Origin of the sequence: Arachnia propionica, assembly GCF_037055325.1 — a bacterium.
In the GTDB taxonomy this organism is placed as follows: Bacteria; Actinomycetota; Actinomycetes; order Propionibacteriales; family Propionibacteriaceae; genus Arachnia.
In genome coordinates, this window is the sequence record NZ_CP146373.1 from 1,821,715 (window position 1) to 1,837,408 (window position 15,694).

General features: G+C 63.8%; 10 protein-coding genes. 4 read left to right on the forward strand and 6 right to left on the reverse strand.

Features of this window, described 5'->3' with window-relative positions; all coding sequences use genetic code 11:
• Positions 1-93: 93 nt before the first annotated feature.
• Positions 94-768, reverse strand: coding sequence for a response regulator transcription factor (locus tag V7R84_RS08415; protein WP_338567937.1), 675 nt, complete (start codon positions 766-768; stop codon positions 94-96).
• A gap of 395 nt (positions 769-1,163) precedes the next feature.
• On the reverse strand, positions 1,164-2,312 hold the full coding sequence (locus V7R84_RS08420; protein WP_338567939.1) for a sensor histidine kinase: 1,149 nt from the start codon (positions 2,310-2,312) through the stop codon (positions 1,164-1,166).
• A gap of 522 nt (positions 2,313-2,834) precedes the next feature.
• Here V7R84_RS08420 and V7R84_RS08425 point away from each other — a divergent pair.
• From V7R84_RS08425 to V7R84_RS08435, 3 genes are all read left to right on the forward strand, one after another.
• Positions 2,835-3,011: a hypothetical protein gene (locus tag V7R84_RS08425; protein ID WP_338567941.1), complete on the forward strand. Its 177-nt coding sequence runs from the start codon at positions 2,835-2,837 to the stop codon at positions 3,009-3,011.
• 177 nt (positions 3,012-3,188) lie between these two features.
• Complete coding sequence (gene lanM, locus V7R84_RS08430) at positions 3,189-5,756, forward strand: type 2 lanthipeptide synthetase LanM (protein WP_338567943.1); 2,568 nt, start codon at positions 3,189-3,191, stop codon at positions 5,754-5,756.
• Between the two features lie 227 nt (positions 5,757-5,983).
• Positions 5,984-8,155: a peptidase domain-containing ABC transporter gene (locus V7R84_RS08435; protein WP_338567945.1), complete on the forward strand. Its 2,172-nt coding sequence runs from the start codon at positions 5,984-5,986 to the stop codon at positions 8,153-8,155.
• A gap of 287 nt (positions 8,156-8,442) precedes the next feature.
• On the opposite strand, the gene V7R84_RS08440 is transcribed toward V7R84_RS08435, so the two are convergent.
• From V7R84_RS08440 to V7R84_RS08455, 4 genes are read right to left on the reverse strand one after another with little or no spacing between them, the layout of a single operon-like run.
• Positions 8,443-9,747, reverse strand: a complete 1,305-nt coding sequence (locus V7R84_RS08440) for an alpha-L-fucosidase (RefSeq protein WP_338567947.1) — start codon at positions 9,745-9,747, stop codon at positions 8,443-8,445.
• Positions 9,737-10,579 carry a carbohydrate ABC transporter permease gene (locus V7R84_RS08445; protein ID WP_338567949.1) on the reverse strand — a complete coding sequence of 281 codons (843 nt, stop codon included), beginning with the start codon at positions 10,577-10,579 and terminating at the stop codon, positions 9,737-9,739. Before V7R84_RS08445 ends, V7R84_RS08440 begins: the two co-directional genes overlap by 11 nt.
• Positions 10,569-11,498 (reverse strand): carbohydrate ABC transporter permease, encoded by a 930-nt coding sequence (locus V7R84_RS08450; protein WP_207302515.1) that lies wholly within the window; start codon positions 11,496-11,498, stop codon positions 10,569-10,571. Before V7R84_RS08450 ends, V7R84_RS08445 begins: the two co-directional genes overlap by 11 nt.
• Before the next feature lie 4 nt (positions 11,499-11,502).
• On the reverse strand, positions 11,503-12,729 hold the full coding sequence (locus tag V7R84_RS08455) for a sugar ABC transporter substrate-binding protein (protein ID WP_338567954.1): 1,227 nt from the start codon (positions 12,727-12,729) through the stop codon (positions 11,503-11,505).
• A gap of 370 nt (positions 12,730-13,099) precedes the next feature.
• On the opposite strand from V7R84_RS08455, the gene V7R84_RS08460 reads away from it, so the two are divergent.
• A complete protein-coding gene (locus V7R84_RS08460; protein WP_338567956.1) occupies positions 13,100-15,682 on the forward strand; it encodes a DUF2339 domain-containing protein in 2,583 nt (860 codons plus the stop codon).
• The last annotated feature ends 12 nt before the right edge of the window (positions 15,683-15,694 follow it).

Below are 15,694 nucleotides of genomic sequence, written 5' to 3' on the forward strand. Positions count from 1 at the left end.
CTGGCTGGAATTGCAGCGGGGTTGCCGGGACAACCCGAACCGCCCCATCCCGGAATTGTTCCTCGAGGAACAGCCCACGATGCGCTTAGACTGTCAGGTTCCAGGAGGCTCCACCAGGCCCACCTCGAATGCCCGCAAAGCCACAGCGAGTCGTGAATCAACCCCGAGCTTTTCCATGATGGTCGACAAGTAGGACTTCACCGTTGCCTCGGACAGGTGCAGAGAGCGAGCAATCTGCCGATTGGAGGATGCACGGCACACCTCTCGCACCACGGTAATCTCCCTCTCGGTCAACCCCAGATCCAGCGGCGGGGATGGCGTGGCCTGCTCGTCCTCATAGTTCGCCATCACACGCTCGAGAAGCCGCTGAGTCGGCTTCGGCGCCACGACGCGACCGCCACCGGCCGCCACCCTGATGGAATCGATCAGGGCCTGCGGATCGATGTCCTTGAGAAGAAAACCGGAGGCTCCGGCCGCCAGCGCACCGAGCAGATAGGAATCCTCATCAAAGGTCGTCAGAACGAGTACGGGCAGATCCGGCGACACCTCCTTGATGCGCGCAGTGGCCTCGATGCCGTCCAGGCCCGGCATGTGAACATCCATGATCACAAGATCCAGCTCCCCTGCTTCCACCGCGCGGATCACCTGGGATGCGTCATCGGTGGACAGGACGATCTGCAGATCCGGAGCCGTCATGAGATAGTTTGTCAGCGCCGAACGCACCATCAGATCGTCATCAACCAAAGCAAGTCGTAAAACACCGGTCATAATCACGGCCTCCCTCCCTAGGCACCCATACCCGAGCAATATAAAATTTCAATCACTTGAAAGTTTCCGTGGACAGCTGTCACCTGTCTCAGCTATTCACAGTTAACCGTAGCGCCTTGGTTGATCGAGCGGTATTACCGCACCCGCTGGGCACTGTGCAGCAGGATACGTGATTAGCGACGCCGATTGTCGCGGTGCCGCACATCAGAGTGGTTGGCGGGAATAGTGGCCAAATCCAGATCGGCGCACTGACACTGGGTGAAGCATCTGCAATTTCGATGGAGCTGGAGCATCCGGATCGTATTGAACGTGCCGGCTGACCACACAGACGTTCTCCACTCCGCGCTCAGCAACCTCCCCCTACCAATCGAAATCCACCCCGCAGCTCGAACTCTTCATGCGTCGAGGCGGGAGAGCTGGTTTCCCGTCGTGGGAATACTAACATGCGTGACCCAATGGGCACCCATAGCACGGGCCGTCAACGTGCCCCCCTGGCTCTCGGTGAGTTCCGACATGCCGACGACACCGAGCCGGACTCGCTCCCGATCAGGTTCTGCCTCACCCAGCAAGTTGGAGCACATCAGGTTGATGGTCGACCCGCTGTTCTCAAGCATGAGGGTGACCTCAGATCCCGGCTTGCCGTGACGCAGGACATTGTTGACAATCTCGACAACGAGACGCCCCAAAGTGGCCAGTACTTGTGGAGAAACGTCGGTCAGCATGACATCGGTCGTGGAGCGAACTGCGAACCCGGCCTGCTCCAAGCGAATCTGTTCCCCGTTGAGTCTTGCTCGGAACCATGCCGCATCGACCGACGGCGCCTCCGGAAGCAGGTCATTCTCCCGGAGTGAGGTCAGCGTTTTTCGAAGAGTTCGCGTCGCTTCTCTTCCGGTGTCGGCGATGAACTGGAAATCTTGCCGAGACTGCTCATCGAGCCCCTCCCGCAGCAATGCCTGGTTGGCCCGCATCACCATGCTCGTGGTGGCGTGTACGGCCGTGTCATGGAGGTCCCGGCTGAGCGCACGACGGAACAACTCATTCTTGGCCTTCATTTCCTCCTTGACGCGTATCGCAGCTCCCCAGTAACGCCCCGCAAGCATTCCGACAAATCCGGGGGCCCCGAACAGTACGAGCAGAATAGGCACTCGTCCGCAGAGAGCAAGTGGCCTCAGCAAGCCCACGCGCCACTCCAGCAAGAGCGCCAAAGAGAGCTGCCCGAGCACCACCCATACGAGAGGGCGCAACCCGAGTTGCGCACCCACCGTGACCGGAATCCACAGCAGGAGCACATAGAGGCCGGATACCACGTTGTCCGGGGAAACAGCATTCAGCAGCAAGGCCGCCACGATGAAACCAGCTGCTACCACGGGGTATCGCACCGAAACGATCGCTGCCACCGCAGCCAAAACCACGGCCAAACCCCCGTATACATCGACGATGCTCGTGTTGCCGCCCATGAAGATGGCCAGGAAAAGGAGCATCACGGCCCAGCCCAACCACACTGGCATGAAAGCAGGCAACCGCGCGGGGAAGAGGAGACGCATGACGACATGCTACACCCCCAAAAGTTGGGGCTGATTCCTATCTTTATTGGGGGGTGCACCAAGTCGCGAGCTCACGTAATATGCCAATGTCAAAAGGACTCCGGAAACGGAAGCACCGCGCCACCGCGAAAGGCAAAACGAATGAAAAAAAGCATCATAGTCGCCACCGCCATGCTCGCCATGAACCCCCTCGGATATCAAGCTCCACAGGAGACCACCCACAACCCGGACAACAGCATCGCGATGAGCACAGCGAAAAACAAGTCCCAGAGGATTTTGTGCACACTTTTCCCTTGCAAATTGTGGTGGTGGTGAAAACGGTACTGCACTCGCGCTGCGACCGACTCCTTCAATGAGTCGGCCGCTTTCTCATGTACAGCGCACCATCTACTTTCTATGGGACCCACCACCGCCTTTCTCCGGCGACAACAACCATCCATCGACGGTTTGCGAACACCCTCCGACCTCCTAGGTTCGAAACATCGAGGAAATACCTCGAAATATCATCCGGAAGGAACGGAAATGACCAACGATCGCAAGAAGGATCTCTTCTCCGCCGACATCCCGCTCGCCTCCGAACTGTCCGAGTCCGGCATCAATCAGACCGCCGGCGGCAAGGCTGACGCATTTTACTCCAAGATCCGCACCGCAGGGTGGGTTTGCACCGTCAGCAGGGAATGCTGGCTCTGTTGGCGGTGAGCCGAGAGGGAGCGCTCGCAGCCGAAACGCCGAGAAAGAGACTTTTCTCGCCCCGCGAACGTCGAACCGCGAGCATTCCCACGTCCGATGATTGAAACAAGCTGGCGGCAGGTCACACTCCTGTTGACCTGCCGCCAGTCTCGGCGCTCATGATTATTCACAAAGGAGCACACTCCCATGACCGCACTCCCTACACCAACCACCACGAATACGCAGGACTCGATGCTGTTTCAGCCGATTCTCCAGGGCTGGCGCCGGGGCCACGACCTATCCGTCGAGACACACGGCCACTTCGCGCCCGGCGTTGCCGAGGCCACGTTGGAGCGCTGGCAGCTCGAGGCACTGTTCAGGCTGCACCTGCGGGCGCTGGTCTGTCACATAGGACTGCTCTCACGTGAGTCCGCTTTGCCGGGCGCCACCCCTGAGGAACGCTATCGCTCCTACTGCGACGCTTTCTTCGCGAATCACAGTTCCGAGTTCGATGACTGCTTCGCACCACTGGTATCGCTGCGTCCGGTGGTCCTGGACCAGCACACCGCAGCGCTGGAAGAGTTGGGTGCCGCGCTGAGCGCCGATCGGAACGACCTGGAACGGCATTTCGGCATTCCACGCACTTCCATGGTGACGCACGTGGACAGTGGGGGCGACACCCATGACGGTGCACGTCGGGTCTGCATTCTCACATTCGACAACGGACAGCGATTGGTCTACAAACCTCGTCCGGTGAGCGGCGAAACAGGATGGGAAAAGCTGGCCGCATGGTTGGGTCAGGAATCACCTTTTGCGCTGCCCGCCGCTCATGCACTCAATCGCGGCGCCCACGGCTGGGTGGAATACGTACCCGCTCTACCTTCCGCGCAGGAGGGAAAGCTGCTGAACAAGCCCGATTTTCTGCACCGCTGCGGGATCCTGGTCGCAATCATGCACGCCTTGAACGCCAAGGACATGCACCGCGAGAACCTCCGCATCACCGAGACCGGTCCATTGCCCGTTGACCTGGAGACCATTCTGCATGTCTCGCAGCCTGCTGGATCCACCCGCACCGCCGATGACGCATGGGTGGAGCTGGGCGCCTCCGTCAGCTCCAACGGGCTACTGCCGACCGCCATAGCCAACCCGGCCGCTGCGGGCGAGGGCTGGACCGATATCGGTTTCCTCGCCACCGAGGCCGGGGGAGGAAGTTCCCACCGTTTTCTCGCGGTGCTGAATCCCTTCCGGGACGACATGCGCCTGTCATTCGAGTCCGAGGAAAATTGGGAACACCCCTACGAGAATCGCAGCAAGGAGGACGCGGTCGCAGCCGCAGCGGCCGTGGCAAACGGTTTCGAGGAGGCTTACCGGTGGCTCACCGCGCATCGCGAGGAATTTACGAAAGCCGTCACTGAGGCCTTCGCTGGCGCACGTCTTCGGTATCTGAACGGGCACACCCAGGACTACACAAACGTGCTTCGGCTGTCCTGCGCGGCCGAGGCAATGGCCGATGTCACCGCGCGAACCGACCGTCTCAAGCAGATCACGAACCTCGCCGAAAACCCTGATGCACTGCTCACGGAAGCCGAGATCTCACAACTGTGGTTCGGTCACATCCCCATGTTCATGATGGACGTCGAAGCCACCACTGTGTTGAGCGCCGAGGGACATACGCTGACGAATGCGGCACACAGCCCGCTGGACGCAGCCCGAAACAAGATAGCTGCACTGGGTGATGATGATCTACGCCAACAGCTCGACCTGATCTGGGCATCCTTCGTCGCGCTGCACCCCGACAATCACCTTGCGCAATCCCTCACGACATCAGCGCCACTGCTCCGGAAACCAGGTGGGCTGCACCAGCTTGCGCACGACCTCGCGGACGATCTCGTCCGCCGGGTTCGTCTTGATGGCGCCTCAGATCGTGCCCCCAGCTGGGTCGGCCCGGTGCCGTCCGCCGGCACGGTGCGTCCCTGGGCCGCCGGAGTGCTCGGATTCGATCTGTACAGCGGGCGCACCGGAGTCGGACTCGCCTTGGCCCAGGCTGCGGTGGTGCTGGATCATCCCGGTGCCCGGCGCGTTGCTGAACAGATCTTCGAGGCGTGCGCAACATCACTGGCGACCGAACCAGAGGTCCTGACAGACATCATGGGGGCCGGTTGCTGGCTCGGGTCGGCAGGTCTGCCGTTCGCGCTGGCCCGGGCAGGGATGCTCCTTGGACGCGAGGACTGGCGAAGAATGGCCCAGGAATTCGTGACACATCTCCCGGTTCTGGAAGGGCTCGGCATCATCGACGGACTTGCCGGTGACCTGCTGGCCCGCGCCGGGTCACATGCCCTCGAGGCGACGGACGGAACCCGTTTGCTCCACGCGGTACTCACGGCCCCAGCCGACGATGCGACCCTGACGCACAGCGGCTACGCCCATGGTGTCGCCGGCACCCTCCACGCACTTGCCGTTTCTCTGCTCCCCGACACCGAGATCGCCCCCGCGGTAACCCGCCTGCTGGAGTGCCTTGAGGCTCTGCGCACCCCAGATTCACAGGCCTGGCTCTCGTCGACCTTCCCAGACTCGGGCGTCGCGACTGCGTGGTGCCACGGGGGAGCAGGCATCGCTCTTGGTGTCGCGGCTGCTCACGCTGCCCGACCCGGTCTGATACCCACGACACTCGTCGACGCGGCCGTGGCCACCATGGCCTCGGACGGGTTCGGGCGCAACCTCACCTTGTGCCACGGCGATTCGGGCAACTGGGCCATCGCCTCGTGGATCGCCTGACATCTTGGCCATGAACGGGCAGCCGACGCAGTTGCCGACGGGGAGAAGGCCCTCACAGCGGACGTCCTGCGTGCCCAACTCGGCGATCGCCGAAACCGCAACTCGTTGAATGACTCCCTGATGGTCGGGCGTTCCGGGGTCCTGCTTCACCTGACCACCCGGCTCGACCCCACACTGGGATCGGAACCCCTCACCCCGCCATCCCCACTCGCCCTTGGAGATCCGCGATGAAACGACGTGTTCCCGTCACGACCCAGGTGGCGTCCACCGAATGCGGCGTCTGCTGCGTGGCATCGCTGCTGGCCGTTTACGGTCGCCAGGAATCCATAACCGAGCTGCGCACGGACCTCGAGGTCGGGCGCGACGGCGCAACGGTTGGCCAGCTCGCCGAACTGCTGGGCAAACGCGGCATGCAGGTGCGCATGCTCGAGGCAGTCAGCGTCGAGCCGCTGAAGGTGTTCGATGTTCCTGTCATCATCTTCTGGCAGGGCTACCACTTCGTGGTGCTGGAACGCATCACCCGAAGTGGAGCCATCCTGATGGATCCGGCCATGGGGCGTCGCAGAATCAGCTGGGACGAACTCGAAGAGGGTTTCAGTGGAATCATCCTGTTGGCCGCCCCGGGAGATGATTTTCAACCCCAACGGCGCGCCCTGCTGTCCGAATGGCGCAGTTTCCCCTTGATACCACAAGGGGTTGGCCGCACCCTGACGTTCTCCGTGGTCTTGGCCGTCATCGGATACCTCGTCACGGCGACAATGCCATTCGCCACCCAATGGGTGGTCGACAGCGTCGCTCAGCCGAACGCGGGCGACCGACTCTGGAGCATGCTGGCCGCGGCACCGGCAGCAGTTCTGCTCTACTTCGGTCTTCAAACACTACGAACGCTCTTGCTGTCCCGCACCATGATGCTCGTAGGCGGCCACCTGATGGAAACCGTCTTCCGTCACTTGTTGCGGCTGCCCTACAAGTTCTTCTCCACCCGCCAGGTCGGCGACCTGCTCTACCGGATGGGAAGCGTCAACTCCGTGCGCGATCTGCTGTCGACACGCATCGTCAGTGGGGTGCTCGATATGGGTATCGCCACCGTCATGATCGGCTACGTGTTCTGGGTTTCTCCCCTGCTCGGCGGCATCACCGCGGGAGCGTTCACTCTCTGCCTGCTGCTTCTCATGGCCACGCAGCGACCTCTGTCCGAGGCCATGGACACCGAGATCGCGCATCTCAGCAAGAGCCAGACCATCGAGTACGACGCGATCTCCTCGATAGCCGCCATCAAAATGGGCGGATACCACGATGAGTTCTTCGCCCGTTGGAAAGAAAGCTATGACGCCTCCCTGTCGGCCATGCGCCGTCGCATGCTGCTGCAGGATGGCCTCATCGGCGGCGCACTGGGTGCCACGCAGGTTTTCGGACCACTCGCGCTGGTGACCGTCGGCATGGTCCTTACACTGGATGGTGTCGTCAGCATAGGTGCGGCCGTCGCAGTCCAAGGAGTAGGTGCTTTATTGCTCGGCCTGAGCACCACGATTTCCGGCAGTTGGAACGAATTCATCCAGGCATGCCGCCTGATGCGTCGCGTACTCGACATCACCAAGACCGCTCCGGAGAAGTCCGGTGAACGGGCGGATGAACTGATACTGCCCACCATAGACATCGAAAGCGTTGACTTCGCATATCAGGGGGCCACCGAACGAGTGCTCAAGGACGTAACCCTGCACGTAGCGCCCGGCGAGAAAGTGGCGATCGTGGGAGCTTCCGGCTCGGGCAAGAGCAGCCTCGCGCTGCTGATGGCGGCCCTGCATTCACCGACTGGAGGGCACATCAAGGTTGGCGGCACCGATGTGAGCGAGTGGGACCTCGACCGGCTGCGTCAACACATCGGGTATGTGCCGCAGGACGTACGACTTCATGACGCCTCCATCGTCGACAACCTGCGTCTGGGTACGCAACTCAGCAAAGAAGAGACCATCGAACGATGCCGGCGCCTGTCATTCCTCGATTTCCTCAAAAAATTACCGATGGGTTTCGAGACGATGGTCAGCGAGCAAGGAGCCAATTTTTCAGGCGGCCAGCGTCAACGCATCGCCATCGCACGGGCATTGCTGCGCAACCCGAGGATCGTCGTGTTCGACGAGGCCACCAGTGCCCTCGACACGGTGACCGAACAGGTCGTCACCGAGCATCTCTCCCGCTTGGGGTGCACGCAGATCATTCTGGCCCACCGGCTCACCACCATCCGTGCCTGCGACCGCATCCACGTCCTCGACAACGGACAAATTGTCGAATCAGGCACCCACGACGACCTGATCAGGGCGGGAGGGCACTTCGCTGCTCTCTACAACGCCGATCAGCAGGACGACACCACCCAACAGGGGAAAGCCCCCCATGCCGCATAACGACCATCCCTGACCCTGGCCGACACCCCACCTCACCTCAGGTGACCAGATCGTCTACACACCACGTTCCCTCGTTCTCACTGAGCGGCTCGACACAGATCTTCCGCACGCCTTGGCCGGGCGCGTGCGTGCCGCTCTCCGCATCGCGTGACGGCCACAGCGGACAGGCGCATGACCCTGCAAGGCCGACCTCGGCCGTGCGGACTGCACACACTTCTGCGCCACCGGAGACGACCGGAAGACAAGCGTTTTGACGGGGTGGTGCCAGGGTGTGCCCCGACCACGGTTCAGGTCAGTTCCACGACTGCCGGGCCCGGGCGGTCCTCGGCGCAGGTCAGGGTCCCCCCATCCTCCAAAGATGCCCACTCCGGGGTCAGCAGTCTCCCTGCCGGGATGGCGACGGGGACATCGGCGTCGATGAACAGCAGGCGCGAGTCCCCGGCGCGGCCCAGCCGCGTCCAGGCGCCCTCGACCTCCAGTTCGCCGTCGGCGACGAAGTCGGGCAGCCACCTGCCCGCGACCCGCATCCAGCGCCCGATGCCACGGAGGATCTCCGACTGCCATCCAGGCAGCGTCCCATCGGCCTTCGGCCCCACGCCCAGCAGCATCCGACCGCCCCGCCACACGATGTCGACGAGGTGTTTCATCAGCTCCAGCGAGGTCATGGCGTGTTCGGGGCCCTCGACGGAGTTGTACCCGAAGGACAACCCCACCCCTCGGCAGTGCTCCCACACCGCGGCGTTCTCGCACTGCTGGAGGTGTTTGTACTCGCTGGTGGCGTAGTCCTGGTGGGGCACCTGCCAGCGGTCGTTGACCAGGCCCTCCGGGTTGGCGGCGTAGTACTCCTCGAACACGGTGCCGACGCCGTCGGGTCCGAAGTCCTTGCCGGCGTCCGGCCAGTTGATGTCGTTCCACAGCACGTCGGGGTTGTAGCGGGCGATGAGGTCCCGCAGGTGCCCGGCGGCATAGGACGCGTAGCCCTGGTCGACGGGACGTTCGGTCAGGTCCCAGTCGTCGCGCAGCCCGATCGGCTCCGTCGGTGCGGCGTGCCAGTCCAGGCCACCCGAGTAGTAGGCACCGAAACGCATCCCGGCGCGCCGCGCGGCATCGGCCCACTCCCCCACCAGGTCACGCCCGGGTCCGCGGCGCACGGTGTTGCGGTCCCCGGTGCCGGGCGCGTCCCACAGACACACGCCATCGTGGTGTTTCGTGGTGACCATCACATAAGATCCCCCAGCCGCCACCAGCTCGGCGACGACCGCGTCGGCGTCAAACCTCTCGGCCCGCCAGGCGTCGAGGAAGTCGTCGTAGTCGCAGCCGCCGTGCACCTCGGCGTGGTGCCGCTGCGCGGGACTTCCCTCCAGCCGGATGGTGTTGTGGTACCACTCGGCGTAGGGGTTGTGCCGGAACCACTCAGTCGGCGGGATCTCGCCGAGTTCCGCGACGGGCTCCCCCCACGCGGGCACCGAGTACGGCCCCCAGTGGATGAAGAATCCGAGCTTGGCGCGCCGGAACCACTCCGGGGTGGGGCGTGCGAGCGCCTTCCAGCGTTCGGCGTCGCGTTCGAATCGTGCCTCCAGGTCAGCGACCACCGAATCCTCCTATGTTGAGGCCCTTCGCCAGTTGTTTCTGCATCGCCACCACGATCACGAGGCTGGCGAGCACCGCGATCGTGGACGCCGCCATCAGCGGCCCCCAGTCCGTGCCGCGTTCACCGGTGAACATGGACAGGCCGAGCTGCAGCGGAGCCTTGTCCGTGCTGTTGATGATGATCAGCGGCCACAAGAAGGCGTTCCAGTAGTCGATGAAAGCGAACGCCGCCACCACCGCGATGGGGCCGCGCAGCAGCGGGATGATCACGTGGAACAGGATCTTCACCTGGCCCGCACCGTCGATCCGGGCTGCCTCCTCGTAGTCGCCGGGAAGCGACAGCAGGAACTGCCGCAGCATGAAGGTGCCGAAGGCCCCGAAGGCGAAGGGCAGGACGATCGCCGGGTAGGAGTCGACGAGCCCAAAGGCGTCGGCCCCCAGGAACAGGGGAATGACGAGCACCTCGATGGGCAGCACCAGGGTGGCGATGAACACCGAGAACAGGGCGGAGCGCCCGGGAAACTCCAGGCGCGCGAAGGCGTAGGCGTTCAGCACGGAGACCACCACAGTGATGAGAGTCCCGACGAGCGCGTAGGCGAAGGTGTTGACCAGGATCTGTCCGAACGGGATGGAGCTGAAGGCCTCCGCGAAGTTGTCCCAGCGCACCACGTCGCCGAGCAGGGCGGCCCCGGTGGACAGCACCTGGTTGCTCGGTTTCAGTGCGGAGAAGAGCATCCACACGAAGGGCGAGACGAACGCCACGGCCACGACCACCAGCAGCGTCTTCGAGACGATCTTCCCCCAGCGGCGGGGGCGGTTCTTCTCAGGAGTCATAGTTCACCCACCTCTTCTGGCCAACGAACTGCAGCGCCGTGACCAGCATCACCAGCACGAACAGCACCCACGCCAGCGAGGACGCCAGACCGAGTTTGTCGTAGGAGAAGGCGCTGCGGTACAGGTACAGCACCAGGGTGTTGGTGGATTCGCCCGGACCGCCCCTGGTCAGCATGAACGGCTGGGTGAACACCTTGAAGGCCCCGATCACCGTCATCACGGAGGCGAAGAACAGCGATGGCGAGAGCATCGGGAAGGTGACCCGCCAGAACCGGCTCCACGCGGTGGTGCCGTCGATCTTGGAGGCCTCCATGATCGCGGGGTTGATGTTGTTCAGGCCCGCGGCCAGCACGACGATGTTGTAGCCGACCGCCTGCCACAGCGACATCATGATCAGCGAGACCATCGCCCAGGTCGGGTGCCCCAGCCAGGAGGGTCCCGTGATGCCGATGGCCGCCAACATCCCGTTGATCACGCCCTGGTCGTCGAGCATGACCCGCCAGATGAGGGCGTTGGCCACCATGGGGGTGACGACGGGGATGAAAAACAGCACCCGGAAGAACGGGGCCCAGTCGGGCAGCGAATGCAACCAGACCGCGATGCCCGTCGAGACCACGAGGTTCACGGCTGTGTAACCGATCGCGAACACCAGGGTGTTGCCCAGCACCGTGTAGAACGCCGGGTCCTCACCGGAGAGCAACCGCGCGTAGTTTTCCACACCGACGAACTCGGGGTCCCCGTAGAGGGGCCAGTTGTGGAGGCTGATCGCGATGGAGGCGATCAGCGGTACCACAATGAAGATCAGGAAGCCGCTCATGCCCGGAGCGAGGTGGAAGAAGGCCAGCAACCGCTGGTTGACGCCGGGTTTGCGGGCCTTCCTCACCGTGCTTCGGGGCGACGGCGTGGCCGTCGTCGTCATGGGGTCAGTTCACCGACTTCTCGATGGTTCCCAGGATGTCCTCGGCGGTGCGGGTGCCTCGGGCACCCTCCGGGGAGTACTGGGTGAACTGGGTCACCACCTGATTCCAGGTGGAGGTGGTCACCAGCGGCTGCCCATCGGCGAGGAGAGTCTTCATGACCTCGGCGTCCTGGGCGGGCTTGCCCTCGGCCCAGCCCGACAGCGCGGAGTCGATGGAGGGGACGGTGCCGCGGTGCTTGCCGACGTAGGCCACGACCTCGGGGGTGGTCATCTTCACGATGTTCTGGAAGGCGGCCTTCTTGTCAGGACATTTCGCGGAGATGCCGAAACCGGAGCCCTGAATCATGCCGACGGGTTTGCCGCTCTTCGAGGGGACGACGGCCACCCCGACCTCGTTCTCCATTCCTTCGCGGATCGTCGAGTAGAACCAGGGGCCCTCGATCACCATGGCAACCTTCTTGGCCTGGAATCCCTGCATGGGCACATCGGTGGTGTCGGCGGGGTTGGGGGCGGCGGCGACGTTCTCCTTGCCGACCAGGTCGAAGGTCTGCTGGATGTCAGCGACGAAGCCTGGGGCGGTGATGTTCAGTTTGCCGTCCTTGACGGGCACGTTGCCGTTGGCGAAGGCGAACGGCAGGTAGGGGTAGCTGATGTCAGGGGCGACGGCGAAGCCCTGCACACCATCCTTGGTCAGCGCCTTAGCGTCGGAGAGGAACTGCTCGTAGGTGTAGTCAACGCCCGGTTCCTTCAACCCGGCCTGGGCAAACATGGTCTTGTTGTAGAACAGCACCATCGGTTCGGCGTCGTAGGGGATGGCGCGGACCTTCCCGTCGACCGTCATGCCCTGCATCATGGCCTGGTTGTACCGGGTCAGGTCGAGGCCGGCTTCCTTGGCGAGATCGTCGAGCGGGGTGAGGAGTTCACCGAGCTCCTGGGCGCGGGCGGCCTGTGTGGTGACGATGCAGGGCGCATCAGCCGACGACATGCGGGTCTTGATCTTGGTCCAGTAGTCCTGGAAGCTGGGGCCCTCGATGTCGAGCTTGAAGTTGGAATCGGTTTCCTGGACGCCCTTGACGAAGGTATCCCACTGGGCGCGGTCGGATTCGTTGGACACCCAGGTGTACATCTTGCTCGCCTGCGCACTCTTGTCCTTGGAGCCTCCTGAGCAGGCCCCGAGCCCGAGGGCCAGGGTGGCACACAGCAGCGCGGCTGCTGCACGGCGGTACTTCATACGAACTCCTTTGTCGTAATCGCTCGGTCTCCGGAACGGCAGGCTGCTGCGTCTCGTCCGAGTGCCCGAAGTTAGCGTTAACATCAGAGATTGTAGGCTCCCTTGGGGGATTTGTCACGACTTTTTTCGACGCACTCTGGCAGCACAGTGGTCATCGATCTCGTACCACGGACCTCGATGAACTGAACCGCAGCCGCCACCCGGGAGACAGACCACACCACGACCCCACAGTTTCGCCTATCCATTCACGCTCGCAGGTCCGTCCCGCCCGCTTCGAAGCGGCCCCTTTTTTTTCACTGAAACCCCTCCTACCCCGTCCCTGGAGACCGTAGGCTGGAGACCTCGCAGCACTGCCGGAAAGGCTCCAACGATGGAGAAGAACGAACAACCGACAAGCACCGGTCCAGAACCCGAGCCGAGCCTGCGCGACGTGATCAAGGCCATCGACGGCCTGACCCTCAGGATGGACGTGATCATCTCCCACCTGGACACACCAGACGCCCTGCCCGAGGCGCCACGGCAACGCACCAACACCTACCGGGAGCAGCAGAAACCAGCCACACCGCCGCCACCGCAACCGCCCCACCGCCCCACCGCGACCGGGCCGACCCCGTTGCAGATATCGATCCCCGCCCCCACACGGCGGGCTCCTGCGGCGCCCACGCCCCCGCCTCCCCGGACGATCCCGGTGTCACTTCCTTCACCACCGGTGGCGAAGAAGCCTCAGCCGCTCACGCGGGACACGGACGTCACGACATCGTCGCCCGGGAGCCCGGACGAGGTTCCCCTCGGCGACTTCTTCCACTCCCCGGAACCCAAACACCCGCTCCTGGACTCGATCAGGAAACGCGCAGGCGAAGCCGCCCTGGGCAAATACCTGCTGTCAGCCGCCGCGGCAGTGCTGGTCTTCCTGGCCGCGGCCAGTCTCATCGCGCTGCTGTGGAACTCGATACCGGACATCGTCAAGGTCGGGGCCGTCGGGGTGACAGCCGTCACGTTGACCGCCGTCGGGATGGGCATGGTCTCCAGGGCCACGACGAACCGGCTGCCGGCGGCGACGATCACCGGCATCGGAGGCGGACTGGGATTCGTCTGTCTGGTCGGCGCGGTCCTGTTGGGATTGTTGCCCCCGCTGTCCGCCTTCCTCGCGCTCACCGGGTGGACGATCATCCTGATCCTGGTCGCCGCGCGCACCCGCCTGCCCTACATCACGATCATCACGGCGCTGGGAGGGTTGTCGACCATCGGACTGGCCGCAGCGCAATCCCGCATCCATCCCGAGCAGTCCTTCCTGGGACTGATGATGACGGTGGGTTACGTGGCAGCCATCACCCTGACCACCGCCATGACTGCACGGAAGGCTGTCGAACAGTCCCGCTTCAGGCCCCTGTACCTGCTGTCGGCCAGCGCAATCGGGCTTCCCGCGTTATTCATGGCACCCGTCGGGAAGGCACGGGAGATCACCGAGGCCGGCACCCTCGTGGCCATGCTCGTTCTCGTGGCGCTCCTGTTCGCCCAACTCATCCTGGTCGTGAGGGCGGGCGAAGTACCTGAGGACGAAATCCCCGAGGACGAGACCCCCGAGACCACACCGGAGTCACCTATCGGGACCCCGACGAACCCCTGGGCACTGGCCTGGCTGACCGCCCCGCTGCTGATAGCCATCTCGACGCTGCGACTCAGGCCAGTGCCACCGCCGAGAGCCGACCTGGACTGGTTCCAACACCAGGACTTCACCCTGCTGGCCGTGGCGCACCTGATCGTCCTCGCCGTCGTCGTGGTGCCACTGGTTTTCAAGGGAGTCGCCGCACAAGCCGGACAATGGGCCGGGCACTGCCTGTTCGTCAGCGCCTTCGTGGCAGCGGGCATCCTGCTGCCCCAGCTGAAGAACGAATCCCTGGCCCTGGGCGCGCTCATCGCCGTTCTGGCCCTGACCGCGGTGCCTGCGATGCTGGCCGGCAATGCGATCCACGCCATCACCGTGCCGGCCGCGGTCGTGTTCTTGACCTGGGTCGGACACGACCCGGACATCGCCCTGAGTCTGGTGCGGTTGGGCGCCCTGGCAGTGGCCGTGGCGGTCGCGCTGATCCTCGAGAAACGTCTCCCGGACGGGCCGGAGCACATCGTGGCCGTCTGGCTGGTGGTGTTCCTGCTGGTGCTGCGCCTGCCCACGGTCGTCCAGGAACTGCTGCGGCGGTTGGGCGTCGAGCCGGCCTGGAGCGTCACGGTCTGGGGAATCCTCATGTTGAGTGTGATCGTGGCGCTGATCGGGCTGGGCCTCGGAAGCGGGCACGCGACGACCCTGCCCCTGCTATCCGGCAGGCTGTTCGGACAGCGGGCGCACCTGGTCGACGACCCCGCGGTCGGCACGGTGTCAGCGACCCCGTCGTCGCCGGTTCCGATGATCCTGACCCTCGGGACGACCGGTGTGATGCAGTACGCGATCTACGCAGTCACGTCCTGGTCCGTGCTGCCGTGGCGGCCCGCAGCCCACCCGGCGTGGGCCTTCCTGGCCCACGAGCTGGCGCTGATCCCCTTCGTGCTCGCTGTGGGCTGCGCGGTGGTGTGGATGATGTGGCCGCTGGTGCGGCACCCGTGGCACGGCGTGGCCGCCGGCGTCACCTTCACCCTCTCGCTGCTCGGGATGAACACCCTCCTGACGGCGACGAACGTGGATTCCGCGACGAGCAGCGCCTTCCTCATCATCGCCGGCGCCCTCAGTATCGTCGCGGGTTTTCGCACCCACGCCACGGCCATGCGCCTGTACGGGCTGATGTTGGTGATGTTGATGGTGCTCAAACTCGCCGTGATCGACATGTCCGGGCAGAACTCCATCACCCGCATCCTGTCGCTGCTGGTGGCGGGCGTGATCTGCTTCGCCTTGTCCGTGGCCTACAGCCGGCTGAGCGCCCACCTGAGCGGCGCCTCGGAGGAAACGAAGGATCTCGGCTAGCTGTGCTGACCG